At 57.8% G+C, this 16,988-nt stretch carries 13 protein-coding genes; 9 read left to right on the top strand and 4 right to left on the bottom strand.

The features are described from left to right. Window positions 1-2: 2 nt before the first annotated feature. Genes tssF through EDF73_RS06340 form a run of 8 tightly spaced genes read left to right on the top strand, consistent with a single transcriptional unit; the run spans window position 3 to window position 11,712 of the window. Complete coding sequence (tssF, locus tag EDF73_RS06375) at window positions 3-1,874, top strand: type VI secretion system baseplate subunit TssF (protein ID WP_132727271.1); 1,872 nt, start codon at window positions 3-5, stop codon at window positions 1,872-1,874. Further along, a complete protein-coding gene (gene tssG, locus EDF73_RS06370) occupies window positions 1,871-2,923 on the top strand; it encodes a type VI secretion system baseplate subunit TssG (protein WP_132727268.1) in 1,053 nt (350 codons plus the stop codon). Before tssF ends, tssG begins: the two co-directional genes overlap by 4 nt. Window positions 2,924-2,973: 50 nt before the next feature. After that, window positions 2,974-5,586 (top strand): type VI secretion system ATPase TssH, encoded by a 2,613-nt coding sequence (gene tssH / locus EDF73_RS06365; protein WP_132727265.1) that lies wholly within the window; start codon window positions 2,974-2,976, stop codon window positions 5,584-5,586. Window positions 5,587-5,612: 26 nt separating this feature from the next. Then, a complete protein-coding gene (locus tag EDF73_RS06360; RefSeq protein ID WP_132727262.1) occupies window positions 5,613-7,064 on the top strand; it encodes a serine/threonine-protein kinase in 1,452 nt (483 codons plus the stop codon). A 50-nt stretch (window positions 7,065-7,114) separates the two neighbouring features. Further along, window positions 7,115-9,076 (top strand): type VI secretion system tip protein TssI/VgrG, encoded by a 1,962-nt coding sequence (gene tssI, locus EDF73_RS06355; RefSeq protein WP_132727259.1) that lies wholly within the window; start codon window positions 7,115-7,117, stop codon window positions 9,074-9,076. Window positions 9,077-9,098: 22 nt separating this feature from the next. Beyond that, complete coding sequence (locus EDF73_RS06350; RefSeq protein ID WP_132727256.1) at window positions 9,099-10,157, top strand: PAAR domain-containing protein; 1,059 nt, start codon at window positions 9,099-9,101, stop codon at window positions 10,155-10,157. Between the two features lie 24 nt (window positions 10,158-10,181). Then, window positions 10,182-10,616 (top strand): hypothetical protein, encoded by a 435-nt coding sequence (locus tag EDF73_RS06345; RefSeq protein WP_243655205.1) that lies wholly within the window; start codon window positions 10,182-10,184, stop codon window positions 10,614-10,616. 22 nt (window positions 10,617-10,638) lie between these two features. Further along, window positions 10,639-11,712 carry a hypothetical protein gene (locus EDF73_RS06340; protein ID WP_132727250.1) on the top strand — a complete coding sequence of 358 codons (1,074 nt, stop codon included), beginning with the start codon at window positions 10,639-10,641 and terminating at the stop codon, window positions 11,710-11,712. Between the two features lie 177 nt (window positions 11,713-11,889). Here the strand turns inward: EDF73_RS06340 and EDF73_RS06335 are convergent, their stop codons facing one another. From EDF73_RS06335 to hpxD, 3 genes are all read right to left on the bottom strand, one after another. Beyond that, a complete protein-coding gene (locus tag EDF73_RS06335; protein WP_243655204.1) occupies window positions 11,890-12,228 on the bottom strand; it encodes a hypothetical protein in 339 nt (112 codons plus the stop codon). 220 nt (window positions 12,229-12,448) lie between these two features. Then, window positions 12,449-13,417 carry a PDR/VanB family oxidoreductase gene (locus EDF73_RS06330; protein WP_132727244.1) on the bottom strand — a complete coding sequence of 323 codons (969 nt, stop codon included), beginning with the start codon at window positions 13,415-13,417 and terminating at the stop codon, window positions 12,449-12,451. 15 nt (window positions 13,418-13,432) lie between these two features. Then, window positions 13,433-14,470 (bottom strand): molybdenum cofactor-independent xanthine hydroxylase subunit HpxD, encoded by a 1,038-nt coding sequence (hpxD, locus tag EDF73_RS06325; RefSeq protein ID WP_132727241.1) that lies wholly within the window; start codon window positions 14,468-14,470, stop codon window positions 13,433-13,435. Window positions 14,471-14,597: 127 nt separating this feature from the next. Here hpxD and hpxR point away from each other — a divergent pair, with 127 nt between their 5' ends. Then, on the top strand, window positions 14,598-15,533 hold the full coding sequence (gene hpxR / locus EDF73_RS06320; RefSeq protein WP_132727238.1) for a LysR family hpxDE operon transcriptional regulator HpxR: 936 nt from the start codon (window positions 14,598-14,600) through the stop codon (window positions 15,531-15,533). On the opposite strand, the gene hpxO is transcribed toward hpxR, so the two are convergent. Further along, window positions 15,512-16,666: an FAD-dependent urate hydroxylase HpxO gene (hpxO, locus tag EDF73_RS06315; protein ID WP_132727235.1), complete on the bottom strand. Its 1,155-nt coding sequence runs from the start codon at window positions 16,664-16,666 to the stop codon at window positions 15,512-15,514. The genes hpxR and hpxO overlap by 22 nt on opposite strands. Window positions 16,667-16,988 lie beyond the last annotated feature (322 nt).

The following is a 16,988-nucleotide window of genomic DNA, read 5'->3' as shown; positions in this document are numbered from 1 at the left end:
CGATGGAAGGCAAACTGCTTGAATATTACAACCGCGAACTGGCCTATCTGCGCGAAATGGGCGCCGAATTTGCTGAGCGCTACCCTAAAGTCGCCGGGCGACTGGGAATGCGCGGTATCGAGGTCGCGGATCCTTACGTTGAACGCATGATGGAGGGCTTCGCCTTCCTGACTTCGCGCGTACAGCTGAAAATGGATGCCGAGTTCCCGCGCTTTTCTCAGCGCCTGCTGGAGATGATCGCCCCGAACTATCTGGCGCCGACGCCATCCATGGCTATTGCTGAACTGCAGCCTGACGGCAATAAAGGCGATCTGAGCAAAGGCTTCGTGGTACCCCGCGGCACCATGATGGACAGCCAGACGCTGAAAAAAAATGGCGTTACCTGCAGCTATACCACCGCCCATGACGTGACGCTGCTGCCGCTGCGTATCGAAAAAGCCGAACTGGGCGGGCTCCCGGCGGATGTGCCGCTCGCCGCGCTTGGCATGAGCCAGCGTGGGGCGACCAGTGCGCTGCGCATTCGCGTCTCCTGCGACGGGGCGCAGAATCTTGGGCATCTTGATTTTGACCGTCTGGCGTTTTTCCTCAGCGGCCCGGACATTGAAGCTCTCAGTCTGCTCGAACTGGTGATGGCGCACCAGGTGGGCTGCCTGTGTCAGACAACGGGCAGCGAGCCGCGCCGCCTGACGCTTGGCGATGACGCCCTGCAGCAGGAAGGATTTGCTGCCGATCAGGCGCTGCTCCCGGAAGATCTGCGCAATTTTGATGGCTACCGCTTGCTGCATGAGTATTTTGCCTTCCCGGCGCGCTTTCGTTTTATCAGCGTGAATGGGCTGGGCGAGCTGATAGCCGGCTGCGGCAACGAAAAATCCTTTGATATTATTATCCTGCTGGATAAAACCGACGAACGGCTGGAGCAGGTGGTCGATGCCAGCCACTTTGCGCTACATTGCACCCCGGTGATTAACCTGTTTCCCAAAATCGCCGCCCGCCAGAAGCTGAGCGATAGCCAGCATGAATACCATCTGGTGGTCGATAACATTCGCCCGCTGGATTACGAAATCTATGCCGTCAGAAAAATCCACGCCAGCGCCGACGGCCAGCGCGACGACCGCGAGTTCCGGCCGTTCTGGAGCTCCTGGAGCGGTGACGGCGGAAATTACGGCGCTTATTTCTCCCAACGTCGTGAACAGCGGGTGCTATCGGAACACGCGCTGCGCTACGGTACCCGCACCGGCTATACCGGCTCGGAGATTTTTGTTTCGCTGGTGGATGAGCAGCATGCTCCCTGGCAGGAGGCGTTGCGCTATATTACCGCCGAAGTACTGTGCACCAGTCGCGATCTGCCGCTGGTACTACAGCAGGAGCTAGGCCAGTTTGTGCTGCCGGACTCATTGCCGGTTAAGTCATTGAAAATGCGCAAAGGGCCAACGCCGCCGCGTCCGGCATTGGCTGAAGGGTTGAGTACGTGGCGGCTGATCAGTCAGCTGCAAATGAACTATTTAAGCCTGATGGATAGCGACAATGGCGAAGGCGCAGCCGCCCTGCGCCAGCTGCTGGGGTTGTATGCCAGCCTGGCGGAAACGGCGATTGCGCGGCAGGTTGAAGGCGTACGCAGCTGTGTGCTGGAGCCGGTACATCGGCGGGTGCCTGAGCCGGGGCCGATTGTTTTCGCCCGCGGCATTGGCATTACTTTAACCGTCGATGAACGCGCATTTTCCGGCTCCAGCCCGTGGTTGTTTGGCAGCGTGATGGAACGCGTTTTTGCGCGGCTGGTATCGCTGAACAGTTTTACCGAGTTTACGCTGTGCAGCCAGCAGCGTGGCGAGATAGGTTACTGGGCGCCGCGGATGGGCAAAAGGGCGCTGATATGAGTGACCCGCAGGCAAGCACCACCACCATCCATCGTCTGACGCCATTAGCCGAGAATTTCTGGCGTGGGGTGATGGCCGCGCCCTGGCAATATGATCTCTTTCAACTGCTGCGGCGGCTGGATGCCCAGGGAGGGGAACGTTACCCGTTAGGCCGCGCGCCGCTGCCAAAATTTGAGTCGTTGCGTATTGGCCAGACCCCGTCCATGGGCTTTGCGCCGGCGACGTTGGCTTCTGCCAGCAAGCGTGAAAACAGCGCGCTGCACGATATTTCAATTCTGAGTTTTGGCCTGTTTGGCCCTAACGGGCCGCTGCCGGTGCATTTGACCGAATATGCTCGCGAACGCATCCATCACCACCAGGATGACAGCCTGAGCGCCTTTGCAGATCTGTTCCATCATCGCCTGACGCTGCTGTTTTATCGTGCCTGGGCGGATGCACAGCCGACAGTTTCTCTCGACCGGAAAGATAACCCACGCTTTGAACGTTATCTGGCGGCGCTCATCGGTATGGGGCAACCTGGACAGATGGAAAAGGGCAAACTCAGCCCGCATGCGCGTTTTACCTATGCCGGGCATCTCACCCGCCACAGCCGCGACCCGGAAGGGCTGGAGAAAATTCTGCGCAGCTACTTTAAGGTGCCTGTGCGGATTATCTGCAATGTTCCGCAGTGGATGCCGTTGAGCCCGCGTGATCGGGCGCAACTGGGGGCCGGACGTCGGCTGCCGCGTCTTGGCGTGTCGGCATTTCTCGGCGTGGCGGTACGCGATGTCCAGCATAAATTTCTCCTCGAAATCGGGCCGCTCAGCGCCGATGAATATGCCCGCTTCCTGCCGGGAGAAGCGCAAATTAACGCCTTACGCGACTGGGTTCGCCAGTATCTGGGCATTGAATACCAGTGGGATGTCCGGGTGCTGATTCGCGCCGCCGAGGTCTCCTCAGTGGTGCTCGGCGGCGGTGGCCGACTGGGTTACAGCACCTGGCTTGGCGTACAGCCAGCCCCCGCACCGCGAGGTGACTTAGTGTTTAGCGTGGAGATGTCGCAGACGTGACGCCTCCTTCTCTCTGACGCCCCTTTTTAATGTTATCAATGGAACCGAACATGTCAGAAATCAGCCGTGCCGTCCTTTTCGGCAAACTGGATACGCTGTTATTTACGTCGCTGGAAAGCGCCACCGCCTTTTGCAAACTTCGCGGAAACCCGTATGTCGAGCTGGTGCACTGGCTGCATCAGCTGATGCAGCAGCAGGATGGCGATCTGCAGCATATTGTGCGCCGCTTCGCGCTTGATGAGCAGGTGCTGACCCGGGATATCCTTAAGGCGCTGGATGCCTTGCCGCGCGGCGCTAGCTCGGTGTCCGACCTTTCCGAACACATCGACAGCGCCGTCGAACGTGCCTGGGTTTACGGCTCGCTGAAATATGGCGTCAACCGAATTCGCGGCGGTCATCTGATTATCGGACTGCTGAAGACCTGGAATCTGGCCAATGTCCTGCAAGGGATCTCGTCGCAGTTCAACCGGATCAATGTCGAAGCGTTGAGCGAGGACTTTGATACGCTGCTCTCTGCAAGCAAAGAGAGTCAGCCGGCGGGGCCGGAGACCGGCGATAACGAGGCGCTGCCGACGGCTCAGGGGACACTGGCCCGCTACGGACAGAATCTCACCGAACGGGCAAGGGAAGGCAAAATCGACCCGGTTGTCGGGCGTGACGAAGAGATTCGCCAGATGGTCGATATTCTGATGCGTCGCCGCCAGAACAACCCATTGCTGACCGGCGAAGCGGGGGTGGGGAAAACGGCTGTTGTCGAAGGGCTGGCGCTGCGCATCGCCGCAGGCGAGGTTCCGCAATCGTTGCACAATATCCAACTCTGGCTACTGGATATCGGCATGTTGCAAGCCGGGGCGGGGATGAAAGGTGAATTTGAAGCCCGTCTGCAGGCGCTGATTACTGAAGTGCAGTCCAGCCCGACGCCGATCGTGCTGTTTATTGATGAGATCCATACCTTAATCGGTGCGGGCGGTCAGCAGGGAACCGGCGATGCGGCGAATCTGCTGAAACCGGCTCTGGCTCGGGGGCAACTGCGGACCATCGGCGCAACCACCTGGGCGGAATACAAAAAGTATATTGAAAAGGATCCGGCGCTGACCCGCCGTTTCCAGACGGTACAGATCCACGAACCGGATGAAGAAAAAGCGCTGCTGATGCTGCGTAGTACCGTTTCACCTTTGGAGATGCACCATCGGGTTCTGCTGCTGGATGAGGCGGTAAGCGCGGCGGTTAAACTGTCACATCGCTATATTCCGGCGCGACAGCTGCCGGATAAAGCGATAGCGCTGCTGGATACCGCCTGCGCCCGGGTCGCCGTCAGCCAGAGCGCCCCGCCGCCGCCGCTGGAGGATTGCCTGCAGCGTATCGCCGCGCTGGACGTGGAGATTGACATCGCCGAGCGGGAAACCCGGCTGGCGATTGGCGACAACCATCGCGTTGAACAGCTGCGGCTGACTCGTCAGCAGCAGGAGGCGGAGCGTGAAGCGTTGACCCTACGCTGGGAGCAGGAGCGGGCGCTGATCAATGAGGTGATCGCTCTTCGCGCCGGGCTGCACGAGGCTGAGCCTGAGGCGCAGCCCGCATTGCGTGCTGCCCTGGCGGAAAAACAGCAGGCGCTGCAAGCGCTGCAGGGCGATATGCCGCTGTTGTTCGCGGCGGTTGATGAAAACGTGGTGGCGGCCGTAGTCTCCGACTGGACCGGGATCCCGCTGGGGCGGATGGTGAAAAATGAGATAGACGCCGTACTGAGCCTGGCCGATACCCTTAATCAACGGGTGATTGGCCAGCGCCATGGCCTGGAGCTGATCGCCCGACGCGTTCGCACCTCGCGCGCTCGCCTTGATGACCCGAATAAACCGGTTGGGGTGTTTATGCTTTGCGGCCCTTCCGGCGTCGGGAAAACCGAAACCGCGCTGGCGCTAGCCGAGTCGCTATATGGCGGTGAACAGAATGTGATCACCATTAATATGAGCGAGTTCCAGGAAGCCCATACCGTTTCTACCCTTAAAGGTGCCCCCCCGGGCTACGTTGGCTACGGGGAAGGCGGGGTTCTGACCGAGGCTGTCCGCCGTCGTCCCTATAGCGTGGTGCTGCTTGACGAGATTGAGAAGGCCCATCCTGACGTGCATGAAATTTTCTTCCAGGTCTTCGATAAAGGCTGGATGGAAGACGGTGAAGGGCGGCATATCGACTTCCGCAATACCATTATTATCCTGACCTCAAACGTCGGGACCGAGCTGATTAGCGCCATGTGCGCTGACCCGGATCTGATGCCTGAACCGGATGCGTTAAGCGGCGCGCTGCGCCAGCCGCTGCTGCAGGTATTTCCTCCGGCGCTGTTAGGCCGCCTGCTGGTGGTCCCGTACTATCCGCTTAGCGACGACATGCTGGGCCAAATCGTCCGCCTGCAGCTGGCGCGCATTCAGCGCCGTCTGCAGGAGAACCACCGTATTACCGCCAGTATCGACGATAGCGTGGTCGCGCAGATCGTTGAGCGCTGTACCGAGGTGGAATCCGGCGGGCGGATGGTCGATGCCATTTTGACCAATACCTTACTGCCGCAGATCGGCCAGATGTTGTTAACCGCCAGCCGCAACAACGAGCGATTCCGACATCTGCGCGTGAGCTTTGAGCAGGGCGAGTTTCATTGTCAGTTTGCCGCGTAACGCAATCATTAAGTGAGTCTTTAACCATGACGGATCACGAAAACCACCGAACTGTCCTGAACGCGCTGCCGCTCGGGTATCGTTTTAACGAGTTTGAAATTAAGGAAGTGATTGGCGGCGGCGGCTTCGGCATTGTGTATCGCGCCTGGGATCATCAGCTGGAACGCACCATCGCGATCAAGGAGTTTATGCCATCGTCGCTGGCGGTGCGGAATGAGGATATGACCCTTGCGCTGCGCAGCGAGCGTTTCAGCAAAGCGTTTTCCGCCGGTCTGAACAGCTTTATTCAGGAGGCGCGCCTGCTGGCGCGTTTTAACCACCCGAACCTGGTACACGTGTTGCGCTTCTGGGTACAGAACGACACCGCCTACATGGGGACGCTATTTTACAGCGGCAGCACGCTCTCGCGCCTGCGGGAGACGCAGCCGGAGCTGATTAACGAAGCCTGGATCCGCCGGATGCTGCCGATGCTGTTCGGCGCCATCAAGACGATTCATGACGAAGGGTATCTGCACCGGGATATCTCCCCGGACAACATTCAGATTCAGGATAATGGTCTGCCGGTGTTGCTCGATTTTGGTTCCGCGCGCCGCACCATCGGCAACCTCGCTGATGAAACGGAAACCATGCTCCGCCCGGGCTATGCGCCTATTGAACAGTACACCGATGATAACGAAAGCGAACAGGGGGCATGGACCGATATCTATGCTGTCGGCGCGGTGCTGCATACGCTGATTGTCGGCTCACCGCCGCCGGTCAGCGTGGTACGTAGCATTCAGGATAGCTATCAGCCTCTGGCGGAACGCCAGCCGGCAGGCTATTCACAGGCGCTATTGCAGGCGGTGGACAAAGCGCTGGCGCTGCGCGTCGAAGAGCGCCCGCAGTCGATTGCGGCCTTTGCCGAGCTGATCGACATGTCGGTATCGAATGTTGACGATGTGCTGACGGTGAAGAAACCCGGCACGATGTTGGCGCTGGTGGAGGAAGAAGGGGAGCCCGTCGTCAATAGTTGGCGTCGTTATAAAGTCCCGGCGATGGTGGCTGCGGGGGTTGTCGTTGGCGTCATTGCCGGAGGGATGCTGTTCAGCGGTGGTCATGAGGCCCCGGCGGAACAGACCGCCAGCGCCCGGCAGGCACCGCAGCAAGCCCGGCCAGTGGCATCACCCCAGGCGAAGGCGGTAACAACGCCTGCTGCGCCTCCCGCCGCGAAAGACGCTGCGCCTCCCGCCGCGAAAGACGCTGCGCCAGCGGCCGTGGAGGCGGCGCCGGTTGCTCAGATTTATGTCCGTATGCGCGAAGGCGAGAAGCTGAAGCTCAATGGCGAAGTGAAAAGAGCCCTCCCGGCAAGTAATGGTTTTGCCTCGCTCAGGCTGGCGCCAGGCCGCTATGAGATTGTCCTGCAGGGCAACGGGCAGACTCGTTCGCAAAGCCTGAACATTGCGAAGCCGGGGACCTGGCTGATTAATCCGTCTCGTTAATCTCTTGTGCCATGTCGTGCGCGCGTGGCCAGTTAATCTGGATGTTGCTTATGTTTAACCGAATTACCGTTCAGCTCCCGGTGGAGGGGCTGCTTTTCTGGAAACTCTCCGGCCGTGAGGCGATGTCCGGGTCGTTTGCCCTGACTCTGACGCTGCTCGGCACCGATGCGCGTATCGACCGCAGTACGCTGTTGGGCCAGGCGGTTACGGTGACCATTCCCACGCAAAATCTGCTCACCTCCCGCTACATCAATGGCAAGGTGACGCGCGTGGCGGTGAGCGCGACCGAGCTGTCCGGCACCCGTTACGCGGTCTATCAGCTGACGGTTGAGCCGGATCTGTGGCCGATGAAGCGCGACCGTAACCTGCGTATTTTCCAGGGACAGACGGTACCGCAGATAGTCAAAACGCTGCTCGGCGAATATCAGGTGAATATTGAAGACCGGCTGAGCGGCAGTTATCGGGTGTGGGACTACTGCGTGCAGTACCAGGAGAGCAGTTTCGACTTTATCAGCCGGCTGATGGAGCTGGAGGGGATTGCGTATCACTTCCGGCACGAGGCGGACAAGCACACCCTGGTGCTGACCGATGCGGCGGAGCAGTATCAGCCGTTCAGCGGCTACGAGGTGATCCCGTATCACCAGACGTCGTCGGGCGGGAGTACCGATGAAGAGGGGATTGGCCAGTGGGCGCTGGAAGACAGCGTGACGCCGGGGATCTACAGCCTCGATGACTACGACTTCCGCAAGCCCAACGCGTGGCTGTTCCAGGCCCAGCAGAACCCGGCCTCACCGTCGCCGGGGAGCATTGACGTGTACGACTGGCCGGGGCGCTTCGTCGAGCACAGTCACGGCGAGTTCTACGCCCGCATCCGCCAGGAGCGCTGGCAGGTGGAGCATCAGCAGATCCGGGCGACGGCGACGGCGATGGGGATCGCGCCCGGCGCAACCTTTACCCTGAGCAACGCGCCGTTTTTCAGCGACAACGGTGACTACCTGACCACGGTGGCGGAGTATACCTTTGAAGAAAACCGCTACGCCAGCGGCGACGGTGGGGCGACGGTACACCGCATCGACTTTACGGTGATCCCGGCATCGGTGGCCTATCGCCCGGCGCAGGCGACGGCGTGGCCGCGGACCTACGGCCCGCAGACGGCGAAGGTGGTGGGCCCGCAGGGCGAGAGCATCTGGACGGATAAATACGGGCGGATCAAGGTGAAGTTCCACTGGGATCGTCTGGCGAAAGGGGACGACACCAGTTCATGCTGGGTGCGCGTATCGAGCGCGTGGGCGGGTCAGGGCTACGGCGGGGTGCAGATCCCGCGGGTGGGCGATGAGGTGGTGATCGACTTCATCAACGGCGACCCGGACCGGCCGATCGTCACCGGACGGGTGTATAACGAAGCGAGCATGCCGCCGTGGGCGCTGCCAGCCGCGGCGACGCAGATGGGGTTTCTCAGTCGTTCGAAGGATGGCTCTGTCGACAATGCCAACGCCCTGCGTTTTGAAGATAAAGCAGGCCATGAGCAGATCTGGATCCATGCCGAAAAAAATATGGATACGGACATCGAACATTCTGAGACCCACGACGTGGGGGTGGACCGCAAAAAAACGGTCGGACAAGATGAAAATATTACGATAAAGCGCAATCTAAAATCTTCTGTCGGTAATAATGAAACGCATAATATAGGTAATAAACACATTATAAATGTTGGTAAAGATCAAACGGCGTTAACCCTGGATAAAGAAGGTAATGCGCTGCTTGAATCCGTGACCAGTATTAAGCTTAAAGTGAAAGACAACTATATTCTGATTACGCCTGATGCAATTGAAATAAAAGTCGGGGAAGGCAACCTTACGGCTGAAGCGGTGACACAGGCCATATTCAAAGGTGACGAATTGACATCGCTGGGCGACGGTGTGAATACCGAGTTGAAGGCGAATAACACGGTGAGCATAGTGGGTAGCAATCTTACCGATATCAAAGGCGCGCTTGTGAAAGTTAACAGTTAATTTGCCTACAGAGAACGCGATTATGGGAAAACCTGCCGCCAGAGCGCGTATTGACACAAGTGCGCATACTGGCCCAATTCAAAGCGGAAGCCCGAATGTCATTATTGGCGGATTTCCGGCGGCACGGAAAGGCGACCCGCTTTCATGCTCTCAGCATGGGCAGGGGAGCATCGTCGGGGGGTCAGCGACGGTATTTGTTAATGGGTTACCTCTCGCCCGGCAAGGCGATAAAACGCTTTGTAATACCGCCGGTACTCCGGCAGCAGCGGCGGTCAAACCCGCGCCTCCGCAATACTGGGGAGGAACGCTGGCGAAACAGGCGGGTGAAGATGGCGCCATGCATGGCGATGTTTTTGATGCCCGGGTTCTTGGCGCTTACGCGAGTCTGGAAGATAAAACCGGATTAGGGAAACCGGACACGGCGACTGCGGGCTTTGCCCTGGCAGACATCACCGTCGGGAATATGAAAAGCCAGTCTCTGGCGCGCGGCGAACTGCACACCAAATTGGCTGTCGCCAATGCCAGTGGCACGCTGGTGGTCGATCAGGCCGATTATGCCGGATTAAACGCCAGCGCCTCCGCGACAGGGATGCAATATGGTGCGACGGGCGGTCTTGGAAAAGAAGGTACCCTGTATGGGGGCGTCGGCGGCGATTTTACCGTCGGCACCGCCGAAGCAAAGGCCGTCAGTGAGCTATACAACGGGAATAAAGGGCGCTATGGCTTTAATGCTGAATTAGGGGCAGAAGCCGCCGGAGTTAAAGGAGAGGGCACGGGCAAAGTCGATCTTCTCGGCGTGATTGTTGCCGATGGCAAAATCGGGGGCAGTGTCGGCAGCGCCGGCGCCTCTGCGGGGGTGGCGGCGTATATCGATGAAACGGACTATTCCCTTAACCTGCGGGCTGCAGGCGAGGTCGCGCTAGCGCTTGGGCTCAAAGCGGATGCGAATATCAAAGTGGCGCTCAAACCTATCATTGACTGGATTTATGATGACGATGATAAAAACAACCCGCCCCCCGCCGTTGGGGACGGCGATGGTGTGATTAAGACGGGGTGTGTTACAGTCCTGGTAGGAGATTAAAATGTGTAAATGGGGAACGTGGTAATGAATTGGTTTTTCTTTATTCTCTTTTTGATTCTGACGTTGGTGCTGATATGGAATGGGAAAGATCAGTTCAGCAAAAAACAGTGGTTCAGGACGGGCTTAATGCTGCTCCTGGTGCTGGTTGCGACGGTGGTCATCAGTTTTATTTTTAAATATCTGGCGCAGTCCTTTTCATTATTTTCTGTGGCAACGGCGAAACAGTATTCGATCATCTTTTCAATGTCATTGCTGTGTCTCTGGGGATTAAAAGTCGTCGTGGTTCTGCTTTGTACTATTTTTGCCGGGATTATGGGCGGCCATAAAACGCACAATGCGCAAAATTATGAAAAGTTATCCTCGGTATCACGTGTTGTCGCCCCGAGCTTACTTATCGTTGCAAAAGGCTTAGTCTCTTTGGGCAGCGTGCTGATATTTTCAGGTTTATGGCTTAAATAAGTACTATGGTTGAGGGTGTACGATGGATACTGAAAAAAAATATCTTTTCCCTCTCGAATTGCAGGAGCAGGCGCAAGCGGTTCGGGATGGCTTTTGGAAATGTCTCTACACCTCTGCAGAAAAAGAGATGTTGCATTACTGGATCCTGCTTCCGCAGAGCGTTAAGCCCGTTGAGCTGCGGCCCGTTGTTTTTCAGGACGTCGGGCTAACCAACATCGGGCGCTACATCACCGAGGATACCTCGCCCTACGTTGAAGTCTGGGCGGCTTATGAGCATTGCCGCTGGGAAATGAATGCATCAGACTGGCTGATAAATAAGCTCGATTTGATGGGCGAGAAGATTCTGCACCAGCGGATCATCACGCACCCCTCCGGCAGCGGAAAATTTGCTGATATTCTGACCAGTAAAACGATGACCTCAGGTGATGAAGTTGTTTCACGTTATAGCGTGCAAAAAGATTACAACCCCATAAATGGCGGCGGTAATTACTTTTTAATTAAAACGTCTTGTGCCGCCCGGGATTACAACGCGCTTGCCAATCAAATCTTGCTGATTGCGATCAACTGGGACCTGATGCATCGCAGCAATATGATGCTTGCGGAACTGTTAAAAACCGTCAGCCTGAGTAAAAAAAATGATAGTGGGTTTAAAATTCCTGATTCATGGCAGGTGAGCACGCTGGCTGATAATCGTCTGGTGATAGAACACACGTTTAACGAGATTAATCATGGAGTGATTAATCTCTGTATCTACCGGCAGGATGATTATCACAGCGAAGGCGATATTTTCAAGGTCGCCACTGCACGCTTTAATCAGCACGATCGCGCAGTCTCACTGTCTGCAACGGATATTGTTAGCGTCCCTAACGAGATCAATACCGCCTTTACGGGCGATATCTATACCTGTTCAGGAGAAGTGGTAAGCGCTGCTGAGAATGTCCGGGCGGCTTATCAAATGTGCATTTTTAAAATTAATGATTTGTGGTGTTACGTTGAGGTTGTCGGCCCTCATCGCAATCATCAAAACTACTATTTTGAAGCCAATATACGCTGCCAGGAAATCATTCTGTCAACGTTTCGTATTGAAAAAAGCTAAGTGTTTCTACCGTAGATAGCGGCGATCAAAAAAGCCAGCCAATCACTGGCTGGCAAATACTCGGATAGAACTACATTTTATGGTTGGTGCTAAGTCTGTGCTGAACACCTGTCCGGAAACGGCGCTGCGCGCCACGCCATACCCGGACAGCTGGTCAGCACGTGTGACGTGGCGAGGTCAGCGGGGGGAGAGCCACTTCCTGCAGCTGTAAATAAAGGCGCTGGAACGCTGCGTTAAGGCCGCAATTTCCCGGGGCGTCATGCCATTGCGCAGATATTCAACGATGGCCTGCCGGTCGGCGGCAATATTATGCCGACAGTTATATTTTGCGCTTTCCTGCTCCAGCCGCCGCTGTTTCAGCAGCGCCGCAATCTCAGACTGCTTGTGTCTGGCCTGGGCCTGGACTTCCTCGTCGCCGAGTTTTTCTATCTCAGCCCATAGCGCGAAGGCGCGGCGTAATAAACCCTTTTCCTGCAGGCTATCGGCCTGAAGCCGTCTCTTCTGTGTGGTATTCATAATGGCGCCCGGCGTTTTGGGTTATGATGTATTTGTCATACAAATATGGCGGAAATGGATTAATAAGTGAAATGAATAATTTTTATTAAGAACATGACTAACTGGAATGATTTCTTATCTTATTGATTTAAATGTAATTAGTTGGCTATGTTCAGGAGAGAGAAAGACGCGATGCCTGAAACGTCAGCGTTGATTTGCAGGCATCGGCGTAGCAGAAAGGTTATAAATCAATCACTAAGCTGGCGGAGCGGCTGCGGGAGCAGCATAGCGCGATATGCTGCGCGCCGGCGCACTTTTCTGCCTCTGACTGCACCGTATCGCGGTGGTCCACCTCTCCGGCGATCACCGGCGTCAGACAGGCGCCGCAAATCCCCATTTCACAGGAGAGCGGAACGGCAACGCCGTTTTCCTGCAGCACCTGGGCGATGGTCTTGTGGCCCGGAACCGGCCAGCTTTCCCCGGAGGAGGAGAGGGTCACGGTAAAGATCCCATCCTCTCCTGCGCCGGCGCTGGGCGGCAGCGGTTGAAAGGCCTCGCTGTGTACCTGCGCCTCGTCCCAGCCTTTTTCCGCGGCCGCCTGACGCACGGCGGCCATAAATCCCGGCGGCCCGCAGAGGTACAGACGCTGGTCGGCCTGCGCCTCGTTCAGCATCGCCGCCAGATTGACCCGCGGGCTGTGCCCTTCGCTGGAGCAATGAATCATCACACTCCCTTCCGGCAACGTCCTCGTCATTTCAGCAATAAAGGCGCCATTTTCCCGGCGTTTAACATAGTAATGCAGCGTAAACGCTATCCCTTCGTTTGCCAGCTGTAGCGCCATCGCATACAGCGGAGTGATGCCGATCCCGGCGGCCAGCAGGGTCACGTGGCGTGCGCGCTGCAGCGCAAACAGATTGCGCGGCGGCGAGATCGCCAGCGTCTGGCCGGGGCGCAGCGTCTCATGGATATAGCGCGACCCGCCGCGGGAATCGCTCTCCCGCGCCACGCAGATCAGATAACCCTCCGTCGCGGTGTGCGAGCCGGTTAACGAGTACTGGCGGATAATCCCGCAGGGCAGGTGGACGTCGATATGCGCTCCCGGCTGCCAGTCGGGGAGCGGTGCGCCATTTGTTCCTGTCAGCCTGATGGCGAGGCAGTTATCCCCCTGGCGCCACATGCCGTCGACCATCACCTTCAGAACGTCACTCATGACTCTTCTCCCTCTTTACACCAGGAAAAACTCACCGAAGCCCATCTTCTTCAGGCCGCGCCGATAGGCAATGGAGCTGCGGTCGGCGGGGATATGCGCTTCGAGCGTCAGATCCAGCGGCAGCCTCTCCGGACGCTGGGTCTCCACCATCAGCCGATCCTCTTCAAATACCCGCAGGTTGAAGGCATAAACCTCCTCCTCCGGCACGTGCAGGTCGAAATTGCGCGCGATGGGGGCAAACATCCGCGTCACCCGTGACGAAACCGGCGAAGCGGCGTTCATGATCACCAGCCTGGCTTCACCGGGAAAGTGGATGGTCAGGGTGGCGGTAAAGGGCAGGTGCATTTCGAAGTGACGTAGCCACTGAAACCCTTCCGGCGCGCGGAACCCGGCGCTGGCCGGATAGTTGCCGACCGAGCTCCAGTAGTCGGCGACAAAACCGAACGGCGTCTCCTGCGGATTGTAGGTCGGCACCACCTGGTTATCCGGATCGGCGAAGGTCTCGGTATGGATCCAGGCGAAGTGGGCGACGTCAAGAAATCCCTCAACCTGGCGTCCGGCGAAGCCGTTCACTTCAAACGCCGGGCAGGTGAGCTGCTGAAAACCGTCATCGTGCCAGTGGGGCATCGTCGGCAGCGGCTGCGGATTTTCCGGGTCGAAGGCCAGGCAGGTCCAGATCAGCCCGTAGCGTTCCTCTACCGCGTAGCTGGTCAGGTGCAGCTTCGCCGGCACCGGCTGGTCCGGGCTGGAGGGGATGCGGTTGCAACGGCCATCTTCACCGAAGCGCAGGCCGTGATAGGGGCAGACGATCCCTTCTTCATCATGAAAGCCCAGCGTCAGCGGCACGCCGCGGTGCGGGCAGACATCGCGGGCGACCACCACCTGTCCCTTGATGCGATAAATCACCAGCTGTTCATCCAGCAGCGTAGCCTTCACCGGCGCGGGGCCGATATCACAGGCGCGGGCGACCGGGTGCCAGCATTTCGCCAGGCGTAGCCAGTCCTCCGGCTCGAAGGTGCAATGGGCGGGTGGGGTGGGCTGTGGTCTGTTCATGGTCTTCCTTCCTGCTCACATAAATTGATTTGTTTAATTGTTGTGAGTTTATTGTTGTCATATTAGGGTGTTGACATCCATCAGCATTAATTCACTAACCCGTTGCAAAAAAGAGTACAGGTGAGGTATGAGTCCATTTTCGCGTTTTGCGCTCTATTTTTCTGAAGTCGCCCGCAGCGGCAGCCTGCGCCGGGCGGCGGAAAAACTGCATATCTCGGCGTCGGCGATTAACCGCCAGATCCTGCAGGCCGAAGAGGCCTTCGGCACGCCGCTGTTTGAACGGCTGCCGGAAGGGCTGCGCATGACCACCGCCGGGGAACTGCTGTATGACAATCTGCTGCGCTGGCAAAAAGAGTTTCGTCTGACCCGGCAGAAGTTTGATGAACTGCAGGGGCTAAAGCGCGGGACGGTCAGCGTCGGGATGGTGCAGGCGCTGGCGGAGGGCAGCTTTGCCGCGGCGCTGGCCGAAATCATCGGCGTCTGGGACTGGCTGGAGCTGGTTTTACAGGTGGCGGACAGCCATACGGTCAGCGAAAAAGTGCGCCAGGCCGATCTCGATTTTGGCCTGATTCTTGACCCGGAAGGCCAGGCGGGGCTGAGCGTGCTGGCGTTTGTTGAGCTGGAGATGGGGGTGGTGCTGCGCCCGGATCATCCCCTTGCCGGCTCGACGGTGCTGTCACTGGGGGAGCTCAGCGAGCAGCGCCACATCCTCCCCGGCGCGCCGCTGATTGTTCATGACCGGGTGGGGATGCTGTATCGCCACTATGATTTTTCCCCGACCAACGCCATCAGCTGCAACGATATCCGGTTGATTAAATCGCTGGTGCTCAAAGGTAGCGGCGTGACGGTGCTGAGCCTGCTGGATGTGCTGGACGAGGTAAAAAGCGGGCAGCTGGCCTTTATTCCGCTGCGCAATAAGCTGCTGCGGCCGCTGACGCTGGCGCTGTGCACGGCGCCATCGCGCCAGCTCTCTCGTCCGGCGCAAATGGCGATTCAGAAACTGACGGCGGTGATGGAGGAGATGCTGGCCGTCCGCGAGCTTCAGCCTAACGGGCCGCCCTGAATCGTCTCGCACAGGCCGTTGATAATGCGCTCGCCGGTCTCCTCTTTCAGCTCCTGATACCAGGCCTGAGTCAGCGCCATATCTTTGCCGTGGGTGATATCGCAGCGCTTGCGCGCCTTGAGGATCAGGTCGCGAACCCGCTCGCAGCGCAGCGCCTCATACTGGCGCAGCGCGGAGACGATATCCTTGTTGTCGCGGAAAATCGCCCCCAGTACCACCGCATCCTCCATCGCCGCGCAGCCGCCCTGGCCGATATCCGGCGTGGTGCTGTGTCCGGCGTCGCCGAGCAGCGCCACCTTGCCGTGCACCAGCTTGTCGAACGGTTCAATATCGTGAATTTCAATACGGTTGGTGGTCTCCGGATTGAGGGCGGCGATCAGTTTTTGTACCGGCGGCGCCCAGCCGCTGAAGTAGCGGGTCAGATCCGCGCGCAGGGTACTGCGATCCTCGGCCAACCCGGCGGGCAGCGGAACATCAAAGAAGAAATAGAAGCGACCGTTGGCCACCGGCATCAGCGACACGCGTTTGCCCTCGCCGACAAAGGTTGTCCACTGATCGGCAGGGGCGATGCTTTCATCGATCTCCACCAGACCGTTCCAGTTGACGTAGCCGGCGTAGCGGCGCTCGGGCGTATATCCGAGGACATAAGGCCGCAGGGCCGAGTGGCTGCCGTCGGCGGCAATCAGAAAATCGCCGTGGGCCGTCGTGCCGTCGGTAAACCACACGGTCACGCCATCGGCGCTTTCTTCCGCGCGGGTCACCCGTTTGCCGAACTGCACGGCGTCACGTCCCCAGAAATCGAGCATTTCCCCCTGCAGTTCGCTGCGTGAAACCGGGCAGGGACGGCCCCGGGTCCGTTCAACCAGCGGCGCCAGGCTAAAGCGGGTCAGGATCTCACCGCGCTGATACTCCTGATAGGCCAGATAATGCATTGGGCCGCCGTAGGTTTCGATAATCTCGCCCATGCCCAGACTGTGCATACATTTCACGCCGTTGGGCCAGATGGAAATCGCCGCGCCGACCGGTTTGATCTCTTTCACCGCTTCAAACACTTCGCAGGTTATTCCCGCGTTCTTCAGCGCTACCGCTGCACTCAGACCGCCAATACCGGCGCCGATCACTAATGCTTTCATTCTCTTCCCCTTATGTTGCGTCGTTATGGGGTTGAGCAATTTGCGTACCAGATCGGCCGGGGCGCGAAAATCGGGGGTGGGTGGCCGAAATCGCGCAGGGGTTGCATCGTAATGGTGCATTATCAGGTCATTGTTGCCTTTTTATGAATCAAAAATTTCCATATTTAATTTTAAGAACCTAACGTTTCAGTGGCGTCAGAAAGACGTTGCAGGAGATAGCAAAAGAGCGTCGTTTTTAGTTCATTGATAAATAATGATTAATTTTGCCTTTAACAACAATTTTCCCGCGAAAGGCGACTCTGGCCTGCTTTGTGCACCAGGC

The sequence above is a fragment of the Klebsiella sp. BIGb0138 genome, assembly GCF_004342285.1.
Classification (GTDB): domain Bacteria; phylum Pseudomonadota; class Gammaproteobacteria; order Enterobacterales; family Enterobacteriaceae; genus Klebsiella.
The sequence above is the reverse complement of the archived record's forward strand: the minus strand, read 5'-3'. Positions and strand labels throughout refer to the sequence as shown.